The organism is Blautia parvula, assembly GCF_020215665.1.
Taxonomy (GTDB): domain Bacteria; phylum Bacillota; class Clostridia; order Lachnospirales; family Lachnospiraceae; genus Blautia; species Blautia celeris.
Genome location: NZ_CP084061.1, coordinates 2,351,751 through 2,375,781, shown reverse-complemented (window position 1 = coordinate 2,375,781; position 24,031 = coordinate 2,351,751). Strand labels below are relative to the sequence as shown.

Annotated in this window: 21 protein-coding genes, 2 tRNA genes, 1 riboswitch and 1 other annotated feature; of the genes, 19 read left to right on the top strand and 4 right to left on the bottom strand. The window is 49.7% G+C overall.

Going from position 1 to position 24,031, the window contains the following annotated elements; all coding sequences use genetic code 11:
• The first annotated feature begins 111 nt into the window (after nt 1-111).
• From LC508_RS11155 to LC508_RS11105, 11 genes are all read left to right on the top strand, one after another.
• Nucleotides 112-1,848 carry a phospho-sugar mutase gene (locus tag LC508_RS11155; RefSeq protein WP_033143652.1) on the top strand — a complete coding sequence of 579 codons (1,737 nt, stop codon included), beginning with the start codon at nt 112-114 and terminating at the stop codon, nt 1,846-1,848.
• Between the two features lie 181 nt (nt 1,849-2,029).
• The gene (locus tag LC508_RS11150; protein WP_018593723.1) at nt 2,030-2,305 is read left to right on the top strand and encodes an HU family DNA-binding protein; all 276 of its coding nucleotides are present in this window, start codon (nt 2,030-2,032) and stop codon (nt 2,303-2,305) included.
• Nucleotides 2,306-2,312: 7 nt separating this feature from the next.
• Nucleotides 2,313-2,552 (top strand): RNA-binding S4 domain-containing protein, encoded by a 240-nt coding sequence (locus tag LC508_RS11145; RefSeq protein WP_033143651.1) that lies wholly within the window; start codon nt 2,313-2,315, stop codon nt 2,550-2,552.
• Nucleotides 2,553-2,657: 105 nt separating this feature from the next.
• On the top strand, nt 2,658-2,945 hold the full coding sequence (gene yabP, locus LC508_RS11140; RefSeq protein WP_033143659.1) for a sporulation protein YabP: 288 nt from the start codon (nt 2,658-2,660) through the stop codon (nt 2,943-2,945).
• Between the two features lies 1 nt (nt 2,946).
• Nucleotides 2,947-3,435, top strand: coding sequence for a spore cortex biosynthesis protein YabQ (yabQ, locus tag LC508_RS28570; RefSeq protein ID WP_033143650.1), 489 nt, complete (start codon nt 2,947-2,949; stop codon nt 3,433-3,435).
• Nucleotides 3,386-3,685, top strand: a complete 300-nt coding sequence (locus tag LC508_RS11130; RefSeq protein ID WP_186971126.1) for a septum formation initiator family protein — start codon at nt 3,386-3,388, stop codon at nt 3,683-3,685. Before yabQ ends, LC508_RS11130 begins: the two co-directional genes overlap by 50 nt.
• Before the next feature lie 120 nt (nt 3,686-3,805).
• Nucleotides 3,806-5,293: a SpoIIE family protein phosphatase gene (locus LC508_RS11125; protein WP_033143649.1), complete on the top strand. Its 1,488-nt coding sequence runs from the start codon at nt 3,806-3,808 to the stop codon at nt 5,291-5,293.
• A 41-nt stretch (nt 5,294-5,334) separates the two neighbouring features.
• Nucleotides 5,335-6,678, top strand: coding sequence for a tRNA lysidine(34) synthetase TilS (gene tilS, locus LC508_RS11120; RefSeq protein WP_118594126.1), 1,344 nt, complete (start codon nt 5,335-5,337; stop codon nt 6,676-6,678).
• The gene (gene hpt, locus LC508_RS11115) at nt 6,671-7,192 is read left to right on the top strand and encodes a hypoxanthine phosphoribosyltransferase (protein ID WP_033143648.1); all 522 of its coding nucleotides are present in this window, start codon (nt 6,671-6,673) and stop codon (nt 7,190-7,192) included. The genes tilS and hpt overlap by 8 nt, the downstream gene beginning before the upstream one ends.
• A 27-nt stretch (nt 7,193-7,219) precedes the next feature.
• Nucleotides 7,220-9,052 (top strand): ATP-dependent zinc metalloprotease FtsH, encoded by a 1,833-nt coding sequence (gene ftsH, locus LC508_RS11110; protein WP_033143647.1) that lies wholly within the window; start codon nt 7,220-7,222, stop codon nt 9,050-9,052.
• Nucleotides 9,053-9,507: 455 nt separating this feature from the next.
• Nucleotides 9,508-11,634 carry a glycoside hydrolase family 13 protein gene (locus LC508_RS11105; RefSeq protein ID WP_033143646.1) on the top strand — a complete coding sequence of 709 codons (2,127 nt, stop codon included), beginning with the start codon at nt 9,508-9,510 and terminating at the stop codon, nt 11,632-11,634.
• 43 nt (nt 11,635-11,677) lie between these two features.
• Here the strand turns inward: LC508_RS11105 and LC508_RS11100 are convergent.
• Both LC508_RS11100 and LC508_RS11095 read right to left on the bottom strand, forming a co-directional pair.
• Nucleotides 11,678-11,763, bottom strand: a tRNA-Leu gene (locus tag LC508_RS11100).
• Nucleotides 11,764-11,798: 35 nt separating this feature from the next.
• Nucleotides 11,799-11,880, bottom strand: a tRNA-Tyr gene (locus LC508_RS11095).
• A 196-nt stretch (nt 11,881-12,076) separates the two neighbouring features.
• A riboswitch (cobalamin riboswitch) is annotated at nt 12,077-12,256 on the top strand.
• 178 nt (nt 12,257-12,434) lie between these two features.
• Here LC508_RS11095 and nikB point away from each other — a divergent pair.
• The 8 genes from nikB to LC508_RS11055 all read left to right on the top strand — a co-directional run bounded on the left by nikB (nt 12,435) and on the right by LC508_RS11055 (nt 21,275).
• Nucleotides 12,435-13,382: a nickel ABC transporter permease gene (gene nikB, locus LC508_RS11090; RefSeq protein WP_334298378.1), complete on the top strand. Its 948-nt coding sequence runs from the start codon at nt 12,435-12,437 to the stop codon at nt 13,380-13,382.
• Nucleotide 13,383: 1 nt separating this feature from the next.
• Complete coding sequence (nikC, locus tag LC508_RS11085; protein ID WP_103732908.1) at nt 13,384-14,208, top strand: nickel transporter permease; 825 nt, start codon at nt 13,384-13,386, stop codon at nt 14,206-14,208.
• A gap of 20 nt (nt 14,209-14,228) precedes the next feature.
• Nucleotides 14,229-15,848, top strand: coding sequence for an ABC transporter substrate-binding protein (locus tag LC508_RS11080; RefSeq protein WP_225305363.1), 1,620 nt, complete (start codon nt 14,229-14,231; stop codon nt 15,846-15,848).
• A 10-nt stretch (nt 15,849-15,858) separates the two neighbouring features.
• The gene (locus tag LC508_RS11075; protein ID WP_054353681.1) at nt 15,859-16,647 is read left to right on the top strand and encodes an ABC transporter ATP-binding protein; all 789 of its coding nucleotides are present in this window, start codon (nt 15,859-15,861) and stop codon (nt 16,645-16,647) included.
• Nucleotides 16,637-17,596: an oligopeptide/dipeptide ABC transporter ATP-binding protein gene (locus LC508_RS11070; protein ID WP_033143637.1), complete on the top strand. Its 960-nt coding sequence runs from the start codon at nt 16,637-16,639 to the stop codon at nt 17,594-17,596. Before LC508_RS11075 ends, LC508_RS11070 begins: the two co-directional genes overlap by 11 nt.
• Before the next feature lie 50 nt (nt 17,597-17,646).
• Nucleotides 17,647-18,549, top strand: coding sequence for a LysR family transcriptional regulator (locus LC508_RS11065; protein ID WP_158587346.1), 903 nt, complete (start codon nt 17,647-17,649; stop codon nt 18,547-18,549).
• A gap of 124 nt (nt 18,550-18,673) precedes the next feature.
• Entirely contained in the window at nt 18,674-18,868 is a 195-nt protein-coding gene (locus LC508_RS11060) for a hypothetical protein (protein WP_054353684.1), read from the top strand.
• Nucleotides 18,869-19,004: 136 nt separating this feature from the next.
• Nucleotides 19,005-21,275: a sensor domain-containing diguanylate cyclase gene (locus tag LC508_RS11055; protein WP_103732023.1), complete on the top strand. Its 2,271-nt coding sequence runs from the start codon at nt 19,005-19,007 to the stop codon at nt 21,273-21,275.
• A gap of 62 nt (nt 21,276-21,337) precedes the next feature.
• On the opposite strand, the gene ilvN is transcribed toward LC508_RS11055, so the two are convergent.
• Together ilvN and ilvB are read right to left on the bottom strand one after the other, a co-directional pair.
• Nucleotides 21,338-21,835 (bottom strand): acetolactate synthase small subunit, encoded by a 498-nt coding sequence (gene ilvN / locus LC508_RS11050; RefSeq protein WP_033143634.1) that lies wholly within the window; start codon nt 21,833-21,835, stop codon nt 21,338-21,340.
• Between the two features lie 12 nt (nt 21,836-21,847).
• The gene (gene ilvB / locus LC508_RS11045; protein WP_330425239.1) at nt 21,848-23,566 is read right to left on the bottom strand and encodes a biosynthetic-type acetolactate synthase large subunit; all 1,719 of its coding nucleotides are present in this window, start codon (nt 23,564-23,566) and stop codon (nt 21,848-21,850) included.
• Between the two features lie 72 nt (nt 23,567-23,638).
• Nucleotides 23,639-23,901: a binding site (T-box leader), on the bottom strand.
• Between the last annotated feature and the right edge of the window lie 130 nt (nt 23,902-24,031).

Sequence of the window (24,031 nt, the reverse complement as noted above, 5' to 3'; positions counted from 1 at the left end):
CGCAGGCTGCGGGCTGTGATGACCCATAAAGGAGCGGTCCGGCAGGCCATAGAGGAGTTGGTGCCGAGGACGTCCGCTATAAATCAACGTTGCACAGGGAGGTAGTAGAATATGGACTACAAAAAGCTTTATGAGGAATGGCTCTCCAACCCGTATTTTGATGAAGATACCAAAAAAGAGTTGAAAGCAATTGAAAATGATGAAAATGAAGTGAAAGAACGCTTTTATAAAGAGCTGGAATTTGGTACCGCAGGTCTTCGAGGTGTGATCGGTGCCGGTGTTAACCGCATGAACATCTACACAGTGAGAAAGACCACACAGGGTCTGGCAAATTACATAGCAGCAGTGAACGGTCAGGCCAAGGGCGTGGCGATTGCCCATGACTCCCGCCGCATGTCCCCGGAATTTGCCAAAGAAGCAGCGCTGTGCCTGGCTGCCAACGGTGTAAAAGCCTATATTTTCGATTCACTGCGCCCCACACCGGAGCTTTCCTTTGCAGTGAGAAAGCTTGGATGTATTGCCGGAATCAATATCACAGCCAGCCATAACCCGCCGGAGTACAACGGATACAAGGTTTACTGGGAGGACGGAGCCCAGATCACACCGCCTCATGATTCAGGAATCATGGACGAGGTAAAAAAAGTCACAGACTTTGCCGCTGTTAAGACCATGGACGAGGAGGCAGCAAAGGCAGCCGGCCTGTACCAGGTGATCGGACAGGAAGTGGATGACGCTTATATGGAAGAGCTGAAAAGCCAGGTAATCCACATGGATGCCATCAAAGCCATGGCAAAAGAACTGAAAATCGTGTACAGCCCTCTGCACGGCACAGGAAATATTCCTGCAAGACGCGTGTTAAAAGAGCTGGGATTTGAAAATGTATATGTAGTAAAAGAGCAGGAGCTGCCGGATGGTGAATTTCCTACAGTCAGCTATCCAAACCCTGAAGCAGATGAGGCCTTTGACCTGGGCTTAAAGCTTGCCAAAGAGGTGGATGCAGATCTGGTGCTTGCCACTGACCCGGATGCTGACCGTCTGGGTGTCCGTGTAAAAGACAGTAAGACAGGGGAATACCATACCCTTACCGGCAATATGTCAGGCTGCCTGCTGGCTGACTATGAGATCGGCCAGAGAAAAGAAATGAACGGAGGACTGCCGGGGGACGGTGCCATGGTATCCACCATTGTTACCACCAATATGGCAGGAGCCATTGCCAGACATTACGGCATCCGCTTCATTGAAGTGCTGACAGGATTCAAATACATAGGCCAGCAGATCCTGGGATTTGAGACATCAGGAAAAGGTACCTATCTGTTCGGATTTGAGGAGAGCTACGGCTGCCTCATCGGTACCCACGCAAGGGATAAAGATGCCATTGTGGCAACTATGGCTCTTTGTGAGGCTGCCGCATATTACAAGACAAAAAATATGACACTGTGGGATGCCATGATCGCCATGTACGACAAATACGGCTACTACAAAGATGATATCCAGTCCATCACCCTGAAGGGAATTGAGGGCCTGGAGAAGATCCAGACCATCCTGGAGAACCTGAGAAAGAACCCGCCGTCCGCCATCGGTGCGTACAAGGTGACCTCCGCAAGAGACTACAAGGCAGACACCGTTGTGGACATGGAGACAAAAGAGGTAAAGGCAACCGGACTTCCAAGCTCCAATGTACTTTACTATGATTTGACTGATGATGCATGGGTATGCGTTCGTCCGTCCGGCACGGAGCCTAAGATCAAATTATACTATGGAATCAAGGGTACATCCCTGGCAGATGCAGACGAGAAATCCGCTGCACTTGGACAGGCTGTAAAGGAATTAATAGATAAAATGATGTAAAAAGGGGTATTTGCCCGAAGATTCAAAAAAATTCCCTGCAAGCGTAATGTATGTGCTTGACAAACACAGGGAAAAAAGGTATAAATAACAGTAGGCTTTCACCGGGTAAGTGGTAAAAAGCCCTATGAGACTATGAAACTTATTGAGAAATAAGGGAGAATTCATTTAGGAGGAAATACTCATGAACAGAACAGAATTAGTTGCAGCTATGGCTGAAGCAACAGAATTATCCAAAAAAGACGCAGAGGCAGCTTTAAAAGCATTTATCGATGTTGTAACTGCTGAGATGAAGAAAGGTGAAAAAGTTCAGTTAGTCGGCTTTGGTACATTTGAAGTATCCGAGAGAGCTGCAAGAGAGGGAAGAAATCCTCAGACTGGCGAGACTATGACAATCGCAGCTTCCAAATCTCCGAAATTCAAAGCAGGCAAAGCTTTAAAAGATGCTGTGAACGAATAAGAGAAAAATGAGACTTGACAAGTATTTAAAGGTATCCCGCCTGATAAAACGCAGAACCGTTGCAAATGAGGCCTGCGATGCAGGGCGTGTCCTGATCAATGACAAGCCCGCCAAGGCATCCGCTCAGGTGAAGGCCGGTGATATCCTGGAGATTCAATTCGGCAGCAAGAATGTGCGTGTGGAAATACTGGACGTACAGGAGACTGTGAAAAAAGAGGCGGCCAGTGAACTGTTCCGCTATCTTTAGGCACGGCCGCATTCTGTGAAATTACCGAATGTGAATGGAAAAGGTATATTGTTTTTGAACCCCCCATATAATCTTTTAAGAGAGATATATGGGGGATTTGTTATTTTGGAAGAGAAGCAGGTGAAGACCGGACATAAGCTCCAGATGACTGACAGGGAGACGGGAAGCATATCCGGAGTAAAAGATGTGGTGGCTTTTGATGACGGGGAGATCAGTCTGATCACAAATGCCGGCATGCTGACTATAAAAGGGTCTGAACTCCATGTGACCCGTCTCGATCTGGATAAACAGGAGGTGGACATAGCAGGCCAGGTGGACAGTCTTGTCTACAGCCAGGGGACGGTTCTGAAGTCCAAGGGCGGAGACGGCATGTTAAAGAGGCTCTTTAAGTAATATGAGCGGATATATGCAGCAGGAGCTGTTGTTTTTCTGCAGGACCTTTCTGGCCGGAGTCCTGCTTGCGGCAGCTTACGATATACTCCGTATTTTCCGGAATGTCATATCCCACAATGATTTATTTGTTAGCCTGGAGGACCTGCTATACTGGTGCGTGGCAGGCGTTTTTCTTTTCTCCGTCATTTATCTGGAAAATGATGGGATCATACGGGTATATGCTCTGGCGGGCATATGTCTTGGCGCGCTGATCTATCATTGGGGCCTGAGCGGTTTTCTGGTGAAGTATCTTTCCGCTTTTTTGTCAAAGATTAAGTGTTTATTAAAAATACCGCTGAAACCACTGTACTATCTGAGAAAAAGGTTGAAATTTTGGCTGTCAGGGGTTAAAATTTCCTTATCCAAACAAAAGTCGATACGAAAAGTCAGGAAGAATCAGAATGAGAAGAAAAAAGAAAAAAAGCCTGCAGAACAAGATCGCCATGGTTAGCGTGACGTTTGTTGTAGGTGTTTTATTTATAGGTTTAATGGCAGAAAGCAGCAGATTAGAAGGAAAAGTAGCACAGTACGAGACGAAAAAGAGCGAAGTGAGCGCTAAAATAAAAGACGAGGAAGCTCGGACGAAAGAGATTGATGAACTGAAAAAGTACATGCAGACAGATGAATACGCCAAGGAAGTGGCCAGGGACAAACTGGGTCTTGTGGAAGGAAATCAGATTATCTTTAAAGAGGAAGAATAAGGAACGGATTTTGTCTAAAAGTTTTTCACTTCTGCAGCGTGTTTTTGACAAAGATTGAAGCCAAAAGCATCTATAATACACCTTTGATAGCGATTGCTTATTCAGGGGAGGTAATACCAGATGCAGGAATGGATCATTGCCATGCTCGTGGTCAGCGCCCTGTTGATACTGCGGGACATGGCAAAAACTATTTTTTCAGACATGAAAAAAAGTGCAGCCACTTTGGTGTACGACCAGCATCCACAGAAAGAGAAAATGCAGCGCTATGCACGTTCTTTCCAGAAACTTGCAGACAGCTTTTACGGCATGCCATACCGTAAAGATTACTTATCAGGCGGGGAACTGGAAGAACTGGTGGAACAACTTAGAGAGAGACAGTGTAAGACATGCCCGGCAAACCATATCTGCTGGAAGCAGCATTCCGTGCAGTCATACCAGAGAGTCTACAGCCTTTTCCGTGTTATGGAGGAAGGGGACGAGGAGAAACTCAGGGTGGCGAAGACGGAGCTCACAGGGGTCTGTATCAACCAGGGCAAGCTTACGCAGGAAATGCAGAGGTTAATGGAGAGAGAACGACAGAATCTGATGTGGAATAATAAACTTTTGGAAAACCGGATTGCGGTTGCAGAACAGTTGGGAGAGATGGCACAGCTTATGAAGGTGCTGTCCAGGGATTTGTTCGACATTGTTCAGACGGACCCTGTGTTCCGGGAGGAATTTGCCAAGAGACTGAAAAAGAAGCATATACTTTTGAGAAATGTCTGGATGCTGGAGCAGCCGGACGGTAAGCTGCAGTATTTCTGCGAGCTGCGGGCAAAGGGACAGGCCTGTATCTCCGCCTCGGAGGCCGGGGCAGTGCTCTCGAAAATGAGCGGCAGCAGAATGACCCCCAAGGTGGAGGGCAAGACCCTGATCACCCGGGAGTTCACGGTCATCCGTTTTGTGGAGGAAGTGAACTTCAAGATGCTGTACGGGGTGGCGAAGGTGACAAAGGAGAGGGAGACTATATCCGGTGACAATTACATGTGCACAACAGAGGACAACGGCCAGTTTTTCATGTGCCTGTCCGACGGCATGGGATCCGGCCTGGAGGCCTGCCGGGAGAGTGAGAACGTGGTGGACATGCTGGAGCAGTTTGTGGATTCCGGGTTTACCGGTGAGACAGCAGCCAGAATGGTCAATTCCGTTCTGAACCTGCAGACCAGGGAAGGAAAATTCTCCACGGTGGATATTTCCATTGTGGATCTGTACTCCGGAATGTGCCATTTCCTGAAAGCCGGCGCAGCCACTACCTTCATCAAGAGAGACCACTGGGTGGAAGCCATTTCCTCCACAAGCCTGGCTCTGGGACTGGTCCAGCAGGTGGATTATGAATCTACCAGCAAGAAGCTCTACGAGGGAGATTTTATCATCATGGTGACAGACGGGGTGCTGGACGCCCTGCCGCCTGAGAATGCGGAGGATACCATGAAAGAGATCATCCTGCAGACCCACGCAGAAGCAGCACAGGACCTGGGAAGAGGGATTCTGGAGCGGGTACTGGCCCAGTGCGAGTATAAAGCCAGTGATGATATGACAGTGCTTGCAGCAGGCCTGTGGAAAAAGTGAGTAAGAAAGGACTGAAATACCCAATGGACCAAGGAAAAAATATGGAAGAAAAGGTATTTTCTTATATAGAACAGTACAGAATGATAGAAGCGGGCGACCGGGTGATCGCCGGGGTATCCGGCGGGGCAGATTCGGTGTGCCTGTTGTTTTTGTTATGGGAGTATCAGAAAAAGGTGCCGTTTTCCGTACAGGCAGTACATGTAAACCATCAGCTTCGCGGCAGTGAGGCAAAGCGGGATGAGGAGTACGTGGTCAGGCTGTGCAGGGAGCTGTCCGTACCCTGCAGAGTGTATTCCTATGATGTGGAGCGGATTGCCGCCGAGAGACATATGACGGTGGAGGAGGCAGGACGGGCTGTGCGCCAGCAGGCGTTTGGCGATGCTTGTAAAAAGACAGGCGCGAAAAGCACGGCACTTGCCCACCACCGGGATGACCTGGCAGAAACGGTCCTTCACAACCTGGCAAGGGGAAGCGGAGCCGCGGGCCTGGCGGGAATCCATCCTGTGCGCCGGATGGGGGACGGAGTCTATATCCGTCCCCTTTTGTGCGTGGGAAGGTGCGGCATCGAAAAATGGCTGACAAAAAGAGGCATTGCGTGGATGGAGGACAGCACCAACCGGGAGCTGTCCTACACCAGAAATAAAATCCGTCAAAAAGTCCTGCCGCAGCTTGAGGAAATTAATCCCCGCGCCGCGCAGCACATTGCCAGGGCCGCGCAAACTTTTCTATCTGTGGAGGAATATCTTGGGCAGCAGGCGGATATGCTTTATAGTAGGTATGCCGGGGAAAAAGAGGGCGGGATCATCCTTTCAAAGGAGATCTCCGGTGAACACCCTGTCATGCAGGCTTACGTGGTAAAGCGCGTGCTGGCATATCTGGCGGGAGGGGAAAAAGACATCACCTCCGTCCATGTGGAGGAGGCCCTTGAGCTGCTGGGGCACAGGACAGGGAGGCAGAAATCCCTGGCACATGGCATCACGGTACAGCAGTCCTACGGCAATCTTCTGTTTTATAAAAACGCAGAACGGGAAATTCCCGAAAAAGAATTGGAATTCCATGTTTTTTCCCGGGAAAACCAGCAAATTCCTGAAAAAAAGTATACGAAATGGTTCGATTATGATAAAATAAAAGGAAACCTCACCGTGAGAAAACGGCAGCCCGGAGATTATCTGACTGTCACCCCGGCGGGAGGAAGAAAAAAATTAAAAGATTATCTTATAGACTGCAAGATTCCCAGGCAGGAGCGGGAGAACCTGACCCTGCTGGCGGACGGTTCCCACATCGTATGGGTAGTGGGGTACCGTATCAGTGAATATTACAAAATTACCGAGCAGACAAAAACAGTAATCGAAGTACAGGTCAAAGGAGAAATGGAAGATGAGTGAGACAATCAGACAGCTGATCAGCGAAGAGGATGTGGACAGAAAGATCCGTGAGATCGGAGAGCAGATAAGCAGGGATTATGAGGGCAGGCAGGTACATTTGATCTGTGTGCTCAAGGGCGGCGTGTTTTTTACCTGTGAGCTGGCAAAGAGGATCAATGTTCCGGTGAGCCTTGATTTTATGTCAGTATCCAGCTATGGGGATGACACCAGCTCCAGCGGTGTGGTCAGGATCGTAAAGGATCTGGATGAGAGTATAGAGGGCAAGGATGTCCTGATCGTGGAGGATATTATTGATTCCGGCAGGACACTGAGCTATCTCATAGAGGTGCTGAAGCAGAGGAAGCCCAGCAGCCTCCGCCTCTGTACACTTCTTGACAAGCCGGAGCGCAGAGTGAAGGACGTGAAAGTGGATTATGTCTGCTTTAATATCCCGGACGAATTTGTAGTGGGATATGGGCTGGATTATGCACAGAAATACAGAAACCTGCCTTATATTGGTGTGGTGGAATTATAGTGATATAAGGTGAAAGGAGAACATGACGTGAACAGACAGGCAAAAAGCTGGCTGCCCAGCGTCCTCTTGATCGTTGTACTGGTCATAGGGGGATACTGGCTCTTCAGCCGGCAGCTTACAGTGAATAACGAGTACAGCGAGGCAGAATTCAAAGTCGCAGTTGAGAATGATCAGGTTGTGGAAGTGTATATCCATCCCGAAAAAGTAAGTCCCTACGGCAAAGTCAGTGTGGAGTTGAAAAGCGGGGACCAGGAACAGTTCAACACAACAGATGTGCAGAAATTAAGTGATTTCCTGGAGGAAAAGGGTGTGAAACCAAAAGTGGGGGACGTACCCGGAGACAATACTTTTATGTCTTCCATCCTGCCTCTTATCTTAGTGGGTATCATGGTCATTTTTGTGTTCAATCTTATGAGCCGGCAGATGTCAGGCGGCAGCAATGCCAAGATGATGAATTTCGGCAAGAGCCGCGCCAAGATGACGGTGGACAGCGAAAAGAGCGTTACATTCAAAGATGTGGCGGGTCTTCAGGAGGAGAAGGAGGAGCTGCAGGAGATCGTGGATTTCCTGAAAAGCCCTCAGAAATATGTAAAAGTAGGCGCCAGGATTCCGAAAGGAGTGCTGCTTGTAGGCCCTCCGGGAACAGGTAAGACTCTTCTTGCAAAAGCCGTGGCAGGAGAGGCGGGCGTTCCGTTCTTCTCCATTTCCGGTTCCGACTTTGTGGAAATGTTCGTAGGTGTGGGTGCCTCCCGTGTGAGGGATCTGTTTGAGGAAGGCAAGAAGAACGCGCCCTGTATTATATTTATCGACGAGATCGATGCGGTTGCCAGAAGAAGGGGAACCGGCATGGGCGGCGGCCATGACGAGAGGGAGCAGACCCTGAACCAGCTTTTGGTGGAGATGGACGGCTTCGGTGTCAATGAGGGCATCATCGTAATGTCAGCTACTAACCGTGTGGATATTCTTGACCCGGCAATTCTGCGCCCCGGCCGTTTTGACCGTAAGGTGGGCGTGGGAAGACCTGATGTGAAGGGAAGAGAAGAGATATTACAGGTTCACGCCAGGAAGAAACCCCTCGGCGAGGACGTGGATCTAAAAGAAATCGCCAGGACTACAGCGGGCTTTACAGGTGCTGACCTGGAGAACCTGATGAATGAGGCAGCGATTATCACTGCCAGGGACGGCAGATATTTTCTGACCCAGAAGGATATCCGCCAGGCATTCATCAAGACGGGAATCGGAGCGGAGAAGAAGAGCCGCGTGATTTCCGAAAAGGAAAAGAAGATTACCGCGTACCACGAAGCAGGCCATGCGATCCTGTTCCATGTGCTGCCGGAGATGGGACCTGTGCATACCATATCCATTATCCCTACCGGAATGGGAGCTGCAGGTTATACCATGCCTCTGCCGGAGCAGGACGAAATGTTCAACAGCAAGAATAAAATGCTGGAGAACATCATTGTGGACCTGGGCGGACGTGTGGCGGAAGAGCTTATATTCGGGGATGTGACAACAGGTGCCTCCCAGGATATCAAGCAGGCGACACAGCTTGCCCGCTCCATGGTCACACAGTTTGGTATGTCGGATAAAGTAGGGCTTATCAATTACGGTTCCGATGAAGATGAAGTGTTTATCGGCCGGGATTTGGCCCACGCCAGAAATTATGGTGAGCAGACAGCGGCTCTGATCGACAGTGAAGTAAAACGGATCATCGACGAGTCTTACGGCAAGGCAAAAGAATTGATCAGTGCACATATGGATGTTCTTCACAAATGTGTGGAGCTGCTGTTGGAAAAGGAAAAAATCGGACGGGAAGAGTTCGAGGCGTTATTTCAGGAAAATGCGGTGGCAGAAAGCTAAAATGTAGGTTTTGCGGCGGGTTTTGTACAGATTTCCGAAAGAATGGGAAATGCCGATTTTTGATGCGTGTAAAATTGGTCAAAAAATCGTTAAAAATTTATTTAAGATTGTGCACACTTTTTCCGTGCTGCATGGTATTATAATAACTGTAAAAACCCCCCAATACATTATATAGTTTTTGCTACACCCCATAAGAAGAAATACCTTCTCCAAAAGAGGCAGTCGTAAGACTGTCTCTTTTACTTTTCTGAGGACACCGGCTGTTTCGGGGCTTTTCTGAAGGATATATTTTGTTCCTGTGGGAATTTATACAAAAGTTGTCATTTTTTGTATAAAAGTGTCTGTTTTCAAAAAATGGTTGTATATGCAGTAAGAGTGGGATAAAATAGATGAAAGATGGGAAAGTAGACCCATGACCGGCAACTTTTTCGACTGAATGATGGAGAGGATGCATTATGAATTACGAATATATGAAGAATGCACAGAAAATTCAGGAGTATGTGACGAACATGCGTCCTGCTTTCAATAAACGTGCGGTGTTCAGTGATGAGACAGAAAATTACAGGACACCTTTTGAACCGGAACCGGGAGACGTTGTAAATGTGAGGATCCGCACAAAGAAAAACAATGTGGATCTGGTCTATCTGGTATACGAGGATAAGAAAAAAGTAATGGACCTGGCTGATTCCAAGGACGGATTTGACTATTATGAAGCCAACATTTCCCTGGGCACTGAGACAGTCAGGTATTATTTTGAGATATATACAGGCAAACTGAACTGTTATTACAACAGGATGGGCGTGGTGCGGGAGATAGACCCGCATTATTCCTTTGGCATTGTGCCGGGCTTTAAGACTCCGGAATGGGCAAAAGGCGCGGTGATGTACCAGATATTTGTGGACCGCTTCTGCAATGGCGATACGGCCAATGATGTGGTGACAGGAGAATACTGCTATATTGACGAGCATGTACAGAGAGTGGAGGACTGGTACCGCTGGCCGCAGTCCATGGATGTGCGGGATTTCTACGGCGGTGATCTGCAGGGGGTCTGGGATAAGCTGGACTATCTGCAGGGGCTGGGGGTAGATGTGATTTATTTTAATCCTATCTTTGTCTCCCCCTCCAACCATAAGTACGACAGCCAGGACTATGACTATATTGATCCCCATTACGGGAAGATCGTCAGTGACGGCGGGGATGCCCTGAACTGGGGCGACAAGGATAATTCCCATGCCTCCAAATACATTAAAAGAGTGACTGATTATGAGAACCTGGAGGCCAGCAATGAATTTTTTGCCAGATTTGTGGAGGAAGTGCACAAAAGAGGTATGAAGGTGATTCTGGACGGCGTGTTCAATCACTGTGGTTCCTTCAACAAATGGCTTGACAGGGAGCGGATATATGAGCACCAAGAGGGATACGAGAAGGGCGCGTACATTACAGGGGATAGTCCCTACCGCACGTTTTTCCGTTTCCACAATGAATTTGACTGGCCGTATAACCAGTTTTATGACGGCTGGTGGGGGCATGATACACTGCCTAAACTGAACTACGAGGATTCCCCCATGCTGTATGAATATATTATGAAGATTGCCAGGAAGTGGGTGTCACCGCCCTATAATGTGGACGGTTGGCGTCTGGATGTGGCAGCGGATCTGGGACACAGCAATGAATATAATCACCAGTTCTGGCGGGATTTCAGAAAGAATGTGAAAGAAGCCAATCCGGAGGCTATTATTCTGGCCGAGCACTATGGTGAGGCAAAATCCTGGCTCCAGGGTGACCAGTGGGATACTGTCATGAACTATGATGCCTTTATGGAGCCGGTCACCTGGTTTTTGACCGGAATGGAAAAGCACAGTGACGAGTACAGTGAGGGGATGTATGGCAACAGCGACTGTTTTATCAGTGCCATGCAGTATCATATGGCAAGCTTTTATGCACCGTCTCTGATGACTGCCATGAATGAACTGTCCAACCATGACCATTCCCGTTTCCTTACAAGGACAAACCACAAGGTGGGCCGTGTGGCGCATCTGGGTTCCGAGGCAGCAGGGCAGGACATCAACAAGGCAGTTTTCAGGGAAGCGGTAGTCATGCAGATGACATGGCCCGGTGCACCCACGATCTATTACGGAGATGAAGCCGGACTGTGCGGATTCACGGACCCGGACAACCGGAGAACATATCCCTGGGGCCGGGAGGACAGGGAACTGATCCAGTTCCACAGGGACATGATCGCCATTCATAAGGGGAACCGGGAGCTGATAGACGGCTCTTTAAAGTTCCTGGCAAATGATTACCAGCTTTTGTGCTACGGCAGATTTACGGACAGGGAAAAAACTGTGGTGGCTGTGAACAACAGTGACCAGACCAAGATGGTGGAGTTGTCTGTCTGGGAGCTGGGGATATCCAGGAGCAGGGAAGCGCGTTTTAAACAGCTCATCGTGACCGGTGACTTCGGCTATAGCCTGATTAAGAAGATTCATGTCTGTAAGGGCGGAGTTGTGCGGATGAGAGTGCCCTCCCACGGAGCCATGGTGATTAAATGTGTTGTGGATAAAGACAGAAGAAATGATTAAAAGCATACAAAAAGACCGGCTGAATGTGCCGGTCTTTTTATCATGCCGCAGACCGGAATCGAACCGGTACGGGTATCACTACCCACGGGATTTTAAGTCCCGGGCGTCTGCCAGTTCCGCCACTGCGGCAAAAGATATCGGATAGGCGAACCTATCCGATAAGATGGACGGTGGTGGATTCGAACCACCGAAGCAATTTGCAGCAGATTTACAGTCTGTCCCCTTTGGCCACTCGGGAAACCGTCCATGTTTTATTTAGATATGTCAGTTCTCTCTGACAAGATATTATTATAACAGATTTTTTCCAGATTGCAAGGGCTTTTTCGGTATTTATTTGAAATGAAGCGGATAGATAATGGATGGGAAATTTTTATCTATAACAAATTGTGATGTATAAAAAGTTGCAATCCATAAATATTCAAGTATAATAAAGACTTAGAGATTGATCATACAGGATATAAGTTGCTATTGCAGCATGAAAAGAGAAACCGGTGCAAGTCCGGTACGGTCCCGCCACTGTGACAGGGAGCGCTCAGATGTTATGCCACTGGACAGAAGTCCGGGAAGGTATCCGGGTGCGCTGAACTGAAGTCAGGAGAACTGCTTATATCTTTAAGATGTTTCGCACGGCTGATGGGAACTCTTGAAATAAGGGCAGGATTCTGCATTTTTAGGTAAATTTTGAGAGTTAGGGACAGTCTGTGTATCGGGCTGTCCTTTTTTGATGCGCAGAAGGAACGCGACTGCATCCGGCAGCGATGCGGACCGCAGATATCTCAGAGCTGTTAATAACAATGGAGGTGAAAAGGTTGAACAAGAAAAACACAGGCAGAAGGCTGGTCCAGATTGTGATCGTACTGATGGGGATCAGTTTTTTTACATTTGGACTCACCTATCTGTCGCCGGGGGATCCGGCGGAGATCATGTTAACAGAGTGCGGCAATGTGCCCACGCCAGAACTTCTGGAAAAGACAAGGGCTGAACTGGGACTCGACAAACCGTTTCTGGTGCAGTACGGAACCTGGCTGAAGGGAGTGATGACCGGAGATATGGGAACTTCTTATTCTATGAAGGTTCCCGTGGTGGACAAACTGGTATCCTGTTTCCGGCCCACGCTGGAACTGGCGCTGGCTTCTCTGGTCATCATGGTGCTGATATCCGTTCCGCTGGGAATCTTATCAGCAGTCTACCGGAATAAATGGGTGGATTATCTGGTGCGGGCGCTGACCTTCCTTGGAGTATCGGTTCCGAATTTCTGGATCGGACTGATCCTTCTGAGTATATTCGGTGTGACGCTGCGGTGGGTAACCGTTTCCGGGGGAAGCACGGATTTCAAATCCCTGATCCTTCCCGCCGTGACTTTGGCTATTGCCATGTCCGCAAAATACACAAGACAGGTGAGGATAGCTGTTCTGGAGGAACTGAACCAGGATTATGTGACGGGTGCCCGCATGCGGGGAATCAGGGAGCGAACAATTCTGTGGAAGCATGTGCTGCCAAATGCCATGCTGCCGCTGGTGACCCTGCTGGGTCTTTCCCTGGGAAGTCTTCTGGGAGGAACCGCAGTGGTGGAGATCATTTACAACTGGCCGGGCATGGGCAGTATGGCGGTAAAAGCCATTTCCTGCAGGGATTATCCCCTGGTACAGGGCTATGTGCTGTGGATCGCACTGCTCTACATGGGAATCAATCTGCTGGTTGACCTTTCCTATACCCGTCTGGATCCCAGATTAAAGGAGGAGCGGTGATTTGAAGGTATTAAGATTTTTGAAGAACAACAAACAGTTTACCGTCTTTCTTCTTCTGGCCCTGGCAATTGCGGCAATAGCTGTCTTTGCACCCTGGATCGCTCCGCGGGACCCCTATGATGCTGTGATGAGTGATTCTCTAAAGGAGCCGGGGAGCACTTATGTCTGGGGAACTGACAAGCTGGGGAGGGACGTGCTCTCCAGAGTTATATACGGAACCAGGTCATCCCTGACCATGACGCTGTGTCTGGTGGCGGTCATCTTTGTGGTGGGGACTGCTCTTGGAATTCTGGCGGGATATTTTGGCGGAGCTGTGGACGCTGTGATCATGCGGATTGCGGATATGATGATCTCCTTTCCCGGTCTGGTGCTGGCAATCGCCATAGCAGGTCTTCTGGGGCCCAATATGGTAAATGCCGTTATTGCCATCTCGGCTGTGAGCTGGACAAAATATGCCAGACTTGCCCGCAGTATGGTCCTGAAGATCAAACAGAACCTGTATATTGAGGCGGCTGTTGTAACAGGAACGAAAAGGGGCAGCATAATTATGAAATATGTGATCCCCAACATGATCACAACCATGGTGGTGACAGCAGCCACAGATATTGGGACCATGATGCTGGAGTTGGCATCCCTGTCCTTTTTGGGATTCGGGGCGCAGGCGCCCACCCCGGAATGGGGGCTGATGCTCAATGAGGGCAGAACCTACATATCCAAAGCCCCCTGGCTGATGATCTATCCCGGCATTGCCATTGTAGTCGTTGTGGTCGTCTTCAATATGCTGGGCGACAGTATCCGGGATATCCTGGACCCAAAACAAGAGTAAAACAGAAGGAGAAAAGAGATATGGATCAATTTTACAGAAAAATCATGTGTGCCCTGCTGGCGGGAAGTCTTGCAGCGGGATTGCTGGCAGGCTGCGGAAAAAGCGCCGGGGAAAAGGCGGATACAGAGGATACGGCAGCTTCCGGGGAGAACTCCGCCTTAGATAAAACAGGCGGAGACGGCGGTGAGATCACCATAGGCGTTACAAGCTTTGCGGATACTCTGGAGCCTACAGAGCAGTATTTCAGCTGGGTGGTGTCCAGATACGGAGTCGGGGAGACGCTGGTGCGTTTTGATGAAAACGGCGAGATCGTGCCCTGCCTGGCAGAGAGTTGGAAGATCAGCGAGGACCAGCTCACCTGGACGTTTAAGATTCGTGAGGGAGTCAAGTTCTCTAATGGGGATGACATGACACCAGAGCTTGTGAAAGCATCCTTGGAACGTACCTTTGAGCTCAGCGACAGGGCAGTCTCCTTCTTTGAGCCTGCATCCATGGAGGTGGACGGACAGAACCTGCTTATCAAGACAAAAGAGCCGGTGGCCATCCTGCCGGGAAGTCTGGCAGACCCGCTGTTCCTCATTGTGGATACCCAGGCGGATACGGACGCCTTTGCCATGGAAGGTCCCATCTGTACCGGACCTTACGCAGTGGAATCTTTCAGCCCCACAGATTCCTGCGTTGTAGTCCGCAACGAATATTACTGGGATGGGGAAGTGCCTCTTGACAAGGTGACGCTTAAGTGCATAGATGACCAGACAACGCGTTCCATGGCCCTGCAGACAGATGAAGTGCAGATCGCGTACAATCTGAAGACGGAGAATCTGGCAGATTTTGAGGACAGCGGGGAATATAATATACAGCAGTTAGAGTCCCTGCGGTCCACCTATGCCTTTATGAACCAGAATGGCGTGCTTGGTGATAAAGCACTGCGCCAGGCGGTCATCAGAGGGCTGGATAAGGAAACTTACTGTGATACCCTGCTGGAAGGCGGAGCCACAGCGGGAAAAGCTCCGGTTCCCCCCACACTTGATTTTGGCTTCGATGAGCTGAAGGATGAAAACGCATATGACCCGGACGGCGCGAAAGCGCTTCTGGAGGAAGCAGGTTACAAGGATACAGACGGGGATGGATTTGTGGAGACACCTTCCGGAGAAAAACTGGAGCTGAATTTTGTCATATATACAAGCCGCGAGGAGCTCAATGTCTACGCGCAGGCAGCACAGGCGAGCCTGAAGGATATGGGAATCAATGTAAAATTGAATACAGTCAGCTATGAGACTCTGCTTGACATGAGAGATTCCGGAGAATTTGACATGCTCATCTGGAATGTCCTGGTGGCAAACACCGGTGACCCGGAAAAATATCTCCGTGAGAACTGGTACAGCACCTCATCCTCCAACCAGATGGGATACAGCAATCCGCAGGTGGATGAGCTTCTGGACCAGCTTGTCACAGAATTTAATGAGGATACAAGAAAGAATCTGATCATGCAGATACAGCAGCTCATCATGGATGACGCGGCAACGGTGTTCTTCGGCTATGAGACCACCTATCTGTTTTCATCAAAAAGTGTGACAGGGGTGAAGATGTATCCCATGGATTATTATTGGCTGACCAAGGACATTTCCCTGGCTGAATAGAGGAGAGGATATGCTTGAGATCAAGGATTTGACAGTCCGTTACGGAAAGCAGGAGCCCACAGTGGAGAGTTTTCAGCTTTCCATGAAAAAAGGCGAGATTGTCAGCATAGTAGGTGAGAGCGGCAGCGGCAAGACAACGGTGATCCGGGCAGTGCTGGGAGCGCTCCCCGGTTCGGGATATATAAGCGCCGGTGAGATATATTTCCAGGGGGAGGCACTCACACAGAAATCCGGGGAGGAGTGGCGAAATCTGAGAGGAACCAGAATGTCCATGATCTTCCAGGACTGCGGCGGAACCCTCAACCCCATTCGGAAGATCGGAAAACAGTATGTGGAGTATATCTGTACCCACAGCAGAGTTACCAGACCGCAGGCCTGGAACAAGGCTGCAGAAATGCTGAAGAAGATGCGTCTGGCCGACGCGGAAAACATTATGAAGAGCTATCCCCACCAGTTGAGCGGCGGTATGCGCCAGAGAGTGGGAATCGCCATGGCCATGACATTTCAGCCTCAGCTTCTGTTGGCTGACGAGCCCACCAGCGCTTTGGATGTGACCACACAGGCGCAGATCGTGCGGCAGATGATGGAGCTGAGAGACAGATACGAGACAGGGATTATTATCGTGACACATAACCTTGGCGTAGCTGCCTATATGGCGGATAAACTGGTTGTCATGCAGAACGGCAAAGTGGTGGATCAGGGTACCCGGGATGAGGTGATGAATCATCCGGTCAGTGATTATACCAAAAGTCTTTTGCAGGCTGTTCCGGAAATGGAGGGTGAACGTTTTGTTTCATGAATCGGATGTTGTGTTAAAGGCAAACCATATTGTAAAGCAGTTTTCCGCGCCGGGAAAAAAGGTACTGACTGCCTGCAGTGACATCAGTCTGAATGTGTACAAAGGAAAGACCCTGGGGATTGTGGGGGAGAGCGGCTGCGGAAAATCCACCCTTGTGCGGATGCTGATCCAGATGGACGCCCCTACCAGCGGTGAGATCCTCTGCCACGGCAGGGACATTGTACATCTGCCGGAAAAGGAAAAACGGCTGAACCGCCAGAACATGCAGATGGTGTTTCAGGACCCGCTGGCTTCTTTTAATCCCAAGATGAAGATCATAGATATCCTGACAGAGCCGCTCATGAATTTTAAACGGCTGAAGAAGAGTGAGAAAGAGGAGAAGGCAAAGGAGCTGCTTGGGATGGTGGAGCTCTCCGAGGACTTTTTATACAGATATCCCCACAGTATGAGCGGGGGGCAGCGGCAGAGGGTGGGGATAGCCAGAGCACTTTCCCTGGAGCCTGAGGTGCTGGTGTGCGACGAGGCCACATCGGCTCTTGACGTATCCATACAGAAGACGATCATCGAACTTCTGGTAAAGCTCCAGAAGGAGAAGGATATCAGTATTGTATTTATCTGTCATGATATTGCGCTGATACAGGCATTTGCCCATCAGATCGCTGTGATGTACCTGGGGCATATTGTGGAAGTGATACCGGGGGAGGCAGTGCGGACCAGGGCAGTGCATCCCTATACGCAGGCGCTGCTGGGCTCGCTGTTTTCCATACATATGGAGCAGAACTGTGAGATCAGGAGCATTGAAGGGGAGGTCCCAAGTCCACTTGACGTTTTGGAGGGATGTCCGTTTCAGAGCAGATGCAGTTTCTGCGGCAGCAGGTGCAGAACAGAGAAGCCAAAGCTTCGGGAAATCAGGCCGGGTCACCAGGCAGCCTGCCACCGCTTTGGATAAAAGAAAGCAGATATTTCTTATCAGACAAGAGAGAAGACGGGGGTTCAGGAATGGAGATGAAACAACTGCAGTATTTTGTGGTGAGCGTGGATACCGGTTCGATCAGCAAGGCGGCGGAGATGCTCTATACAACACAGCCGCATGTGAGCATGACGATCGGCAAGATGGAGAAAAGCCTGGGGGTCCGTCTTCTTAGGCGGAGTAAGAAGGGTGTGGAGATGACCGTGGAGGGGGAACTGGTCTATGAACAGGCGCGCAGGATTTTAAAAGACATGCAGGTGATCCAGCAGGTGCAGACAAGCGTTAAGTCAGAAGTGTTCTGTCTTTCCTCCATGCCAAGCAACCTTCTGGCCGGTCTGTTTGCGGAATTTTACAGGCGGGAACAGAACCTGCAGGCCAGATATCTGGAAGGTACCCTGGAAATGGTGCTGCATCAGGTGACACACCGCCGTGCAGAACTGGGATTCGTCTTTGTCTCGGAATTTCAGAAAAATGCGGTTGACCGTATGCTGGAGCAGAGGCATCTGGAATTCCATATGTTAAAGGAGACAAGGCTTGTATTGTTCGCAGGCCCCGGCAATCCCTATTATGACAGGAAAAGTGTAACAAAAGCGGAACTGCAGAAGATACGCTTTGTCCAGAACCTGGAAGAGGGGATTCCCCTGTTTCAGCATCCCGGCAATCTGAAGGAAAAGCTGGTGGATTCCCAGTTTTTCTACAGAGGGGTGGAGGTGTGCAGTGACCATGCCATGACCCAGCTTCTGCTGAAAACAGATTTGGGGAATATCAGTTGTCTGATGGACTCCAGACTGCACAGAGACAGCAGGATACACAGAATCGAGCTGGAGGACTGCAGGGTGAAAGTGTGCTGCGGATATATTAAACGTGCCGGCAGGGAGCTTGGGGGGTGCAGCAGGAGATATATTGAATATGTGAAAGAAGGGTTGGAATAAAGGTTTCCGGACATCAAAGCCGTTTTGCAGAGAACTCTTTTATGGCATTTTTATTTCATCTGTATATCACTTTTACCGTTTTAATACGGCGGGTGGTAGGATAAATGCCATAGGAGGGACAGTTATGAAATATATCAGGGAGACGATCCGAAGAGCAGAATATCGGTTTGACACAACAGCAGCCCGTTTTGCACGGAGACATCCGTGCATAGCGCTGTTCTGCACTTTTATCGGGGTACCGTTTTTAATTCTGGGAGCGGTCTGTGTTTTGGCCTCCGCTGTGGTGTGCCCTATAGCCTGGGTCAACGGATGGATGTAAAAATAAAGCTTTTCCTCTTTTTGTTCCTTGCATAACTACAGGGCATTTGTTAGAATGATAGAAAATGAACGTGGTTAACTCTGTTTTCCAATCATAGCCGGATACAGAGGATAACAAATAGGAGCCATATGACAATATGAAGAGCGAAGAGCACAAAATGCCGCTGCCGGAAGAAGTCGGCGGCCGTGACCTGCAGATACTGAGCGATAATATTCCGGGGGGAATGTTTTCCTGCCGTTTTGATGAAAGGCTGACGCTTCTGCAGATGAATAAAGGATTTTTGTCCATGCTGGGATATACACGGCAGGAGATAAGTGATAAATTCCGGAACAGTTTCTGGGAAATGATAGATTACAGAGACCGCCTGCGCACTTTGGAGGAAGTGCAGAGGCAGATTTCCCTTGGACCGGACAAGGAGCTGGAATACCGGATGACCCGCGGGGACGGACGTACCATATGGGTTCTGGATAAGGGTCATCTGGTCCGCGACGAAGAGGGCGCGGGTTATTTCTGCTGTGTGCTGGTGGATGTGACACGGAGTAAGGAGCTGGAAGAGAAGCTGCGCATTTCTCTGGAACGGCACCAGATCATCATGGACCAGACCACAGATATTCTTTTTGAGTGGGATATCCAGGCAGACACCATGACCTTTACAGGGAACTGGGAGAAAAAATTCGGCTGTCCTCCGGTCACACAGCATGTCAGCCGCCTTTTCTGGAAGGCACCATACATCCTGAAGGAGGACCAGATTCTTTTTTCCAAGCTGCTGATGCGCATCCGCAGCGGAGAGCATTACGCAGAGGAGGAAATCCGTATCGTAAGCGATAAGCATAAGCCTGTCTGGTGCCGTATCCGGATCACGGGGCTGGCGGACAAGTCAGGGCGCGTGGTGCGGGCTGTGGGCGCCATTCTGGATATTGATGCCGAAAAGAGAAAGGCACAGAATCTTATGGAGCGCGCCCAGCGCGATATGCTGACAAAGCTGTATAATAAGGGGACCAGCCAGGAATATATCCAGGCGGTTCTGGAAGGCAGCGGACCCGAGAGGAAGTCTGCACTTATGATCATTGACCTGGACAACTTCAAGCATATGAATGACACCATGGGACATCTCTTCGGGGATGCCCTTCTGGCGGAGGTTGCGCACACGATCCAGAAGCAGTTCCGCAGTGAGGATATTGTAGGCCGTGTAGGGGGAGATGAATTTTTAGTGTTTCTCGGACAGATACCGGATGTCTCCCTGGCTGAGCAGAAAGCAGCCCAGATCATGAAAGCCATAGGTGAGATGGCAGTACAGGAGCTGACAGATGTGGAGCTGTCCTGCAGCATCGGCATAGCTGTCTTCCCGGACTGCGGCCAGTCCTACAATGAACTTTTTAAACGGGCAGACCAGGCACTGTACCGTGCTAAGAACCGGGGAAAGAATGGATACTGCATAGCGGATGCAAAGCTTTTTTCAGATGAGTTCCCTCAGAAGCCCTGCAGTGCGGCCAATACCAGGATAGATTCGGATGAGGAGACAGAGGGCAATGTGGAGCTCCGCCTGTTTGAGTATGTGTTCCGGATACTTTATAAATCCTCCAATCCGGATACAGCAGTCAATGCCATACTGGAGGTGATCGGGCGCCAGTTTGACGTGAGCCGTGTCTACATCTTTGAGAATGAGGAGGACCCGGACTACTGTAAGAATACATATGAATGGTGCAACGAGGGTGTGTGGCCGGAGATTGGAAATCTTCAGCATGTGCCCTATGCAGATGATCTGGAGGGCGGATACCAGAGCAATTTCAACGAGAGCGGTGTATTTTACTGCCGTGACATAGATGCACTGACACCGCAGCAGCGGGAGATACTGGAGCCCCAGGGAATCAAGTCCATGCTGCAGTGCGCCATTTACGACAAAGGGAAGTTCAAGGGATTTGTGGGCTTTGACGAGTGCCGTGTCAACCGTTACTGGACCCAGGAACAGGTAAATACACTGGTATTCATCGCGCAGATATTGAGTACCTTTCTCCTGAAACTCCGGGCCCAGGACAATGCGGTGCAGAACGCGGCATCCCTGGAAGCAATCCTTGACAATCAGAGTTCCTGGATCTATGTGGTACATCCGGAGACAAAAGAAATGCTGTATATTAACCGGAAGACGAAAATATGGGTGCCTGAGGCAAAGCCGGGGGTTACCTGCCATAAAGCCTTCTTCCGCCGGGATACGCCCTGTGATTTCTGTCCTGCAAAAGCGCTGGACAGCGCGCATCCCCGCTGCGTCCGGCAGGTTTACAATCCCTTTCTTCAGGTGTGGACATCAGCGGACGCATGCTTTATTGAGTGGAAGGGGGAGCAGGCAGTTCTGCTCACCTGCCATGATATTACGGATCTGAAAAAAGAGGCAGGAGAGGACCGGCAGTAGTACCGGTCAATAGAAAAAGCGGAGTCATGCTGTGATGGGCATGGCTCCACTTTTTTCTGTTTTTATTTATCCTGGATGCTGACACCTTTGATGGCAACACTTCCTCCGCGTACCACCTCAATATTCTTAAAGTAGCTGGAGAAATAGGAAATGATCTCATCATTCCGTTTTTCTGTCTGAAGGCTCTCCAGCAGCATCTCTGTTTTGCCGTAGTCTACGACAGCCAGATGGAAAATAGTTGCAATGCGGAAGATCTCCGTCTTCACAGCCTCGTCGCAGTCCTTGATCTTAATGTACAGAACTTCTTTCCTGTGGATGCGGGAATTGGTGAAGTCAATGACCTCGATGACCTCCACACAGCGGTTTAACTGCTTTTTGATCTGTTCAAAGGTGGCATCATCGCTCTCCACGCTGATGGTCATCCGTGACATGGTGGGATCCTCTGTGGTGCCCACGGTGAGGCTTGTGAGGTTGTATGATTTTCCGGAGAACAGGCCTGCGATCTTTGCCAGCACACCTACTTCATTTTCTACATATAAGGAAATCCATCTTTTCTTCATATTCTTCTCCTCCTAGCAGTCCAAAATCATGTTATGCAGCGGTTTTCCGCCCTGTACCATAGGCAGTACCAGCTCATCACTGTCAATGATAAATTCCAGAATCGTGGGGGCATCCGTATTGCCCTTTGCAAACTGGAAGGCCCGGGCCATATCTTCCTCTTTCTCCACGCGCATGCCATACGCGCCATAGCTCTCCGCCAGTTTTACGAAGTTGGGGGTGTATTCCGGGCAGTCCTTTGACGGGCCCTTGCAGTTGGCGCTGCAGGTCTTTCTGCGGCGTGTACAGGTGGAGGAGTAGCGCTTGTCATAGAAGAGCTGCTGCCACTGACGCACCATGCCCAGATAGCTGTTGTTGAAGATACAGATAATGACCGGAAGGCCGTAGGATACGGCAGTAGCCATCTCCTGAATGTTCATCTGCATGCCGCCGTCACCGGAGACACAGACTACAGGCTTGCCCGGATAGGCGAATTTTGCGCCCAGGGAAGCAGGGAACCCGTATCCCATGGTGCCAAGGCCGCCGGAGGTGAGAAGCTGTTTTTTCTCGTTCATTTCCAGATACTGTGTGACCCACATCTGATGCTGACCTACGTCCGTGACAAAGATGCCCTCCTCGAACTGTTCGTTGATGCACTGCACGATCTTCTGTGGAGTGATGCCTTTGTTCTGGTCCATATCAAGAGGATGTTCCTGCTTCCAGCCGTCGATCTGCTCCAGCCATTCTTTATGTTCACAGCATTTTACGTGCTTTAACAGTGCCTCCATAGCGTCCTTTGCGTCTGCCACGATGGGGATATCCACCTGGATATTCCTGGAGATGGAGGCTGTGTCAATGTCTACATGCACGATCTTGGCATTCTTGGCAAACTCCTCGATCTTGCCTGTGATTCGGTCATTAAATCGGGTTCCTATGGAGAAGAGCAGGTCACATTCGCTGATGGCGTGGTTGGCCGCATAGCAGCCGTGCATTCCCACATTGCCCACATAGAGTTCATGGCTGGTGGGGATGGAGCCCTTACCCATAATAGTAGTGATAACAGGGACTCTTGTGGTCTCCACAAGGGCCAGGGCAGTCTCGTTGGCCCTGCCGATGTTTACACCGCCGCCCATGAGAAACAGGGGCTTTTTGGCTTCTTTTAAGAGGTTGACTGCTTTCTTTAACTGTCCCATGTGTACGCCGCTGCTTGGTTTGTAGCCGCGGATGTGAACCTCCTTGGGATAGTGTTCGTCACCCTCCTGCAGCATGATATCTTTTGGAAGATCAATGAGGACAGGACCTTTTTTGCCGGTATTGGCAATATAGAAGGCTTCCTTGATGATACGGCCAAGGTCGTTCCGGTCGCGTACGGTCACGGCGTATTTGCAGATACCGCGTGTGATCCCCACAATGTCTACCTCCTGGAAGGCATCATTTCCGATGAGATTTGTGGGAACCTGGCCGGTGAAGCATACCAGGGGAACACTGTCATAGTTGGCAGTGGCGATTCCGGTGACCAGATTGGTGGCACCGGGGCCGCTTGTGACCAGGCAGACGCCTGTGCGTCCGGTAGCTCTGGCATAGCCGTCTGCGGCGTGGATCAGACCCTGCTCGTGGCGGGGGAGTATCACCTGGATGGAATCCTGTTTATACAGCTCATCAAAAATGTCGATGGCGTAACCGCCCGGGTATGCGAAGAGATAATCAATGCCTTCTTTCTGCAGTGCTTTTACAAATAATTCATTTCCTGTCATGGACAAAATCCTCCTTTAACTCATTGTTAGATGGTTTTTACAGAATGAAAAACGCCCTGAACTGAGAATTCAGTTCAGGGCGGATAAGTCATCCGTGGTACCACCTGATTTCAGGAAAAATCCTGCGCTCTGCCAGTACGGATACTAAGAGAAATATCGATACTGTTTTCCCTGTAACGTGGGAAAGAGACGTTGAGGTCTACTGAGAGATATCACATCTCTGTTGGGCTCACTGCTCAGGGGCTACTTCCATACTTCCTTGCTGAAGATTCGCACCAGACATCTTCTCTCTGAAAGCCGGCTGGGTATGTACTCCTCCCCGTCACCGCATTTAACAAAATGCTTTTTTAATTGTTTTATAGCATAACACACAAATTGAATTCTGTCAATGGGTGAAAAATGAACAATTTGACGGGATAAATGGAATCCTGTATACTGAAACTGTGTTGAAAGAAAGGAGGCATA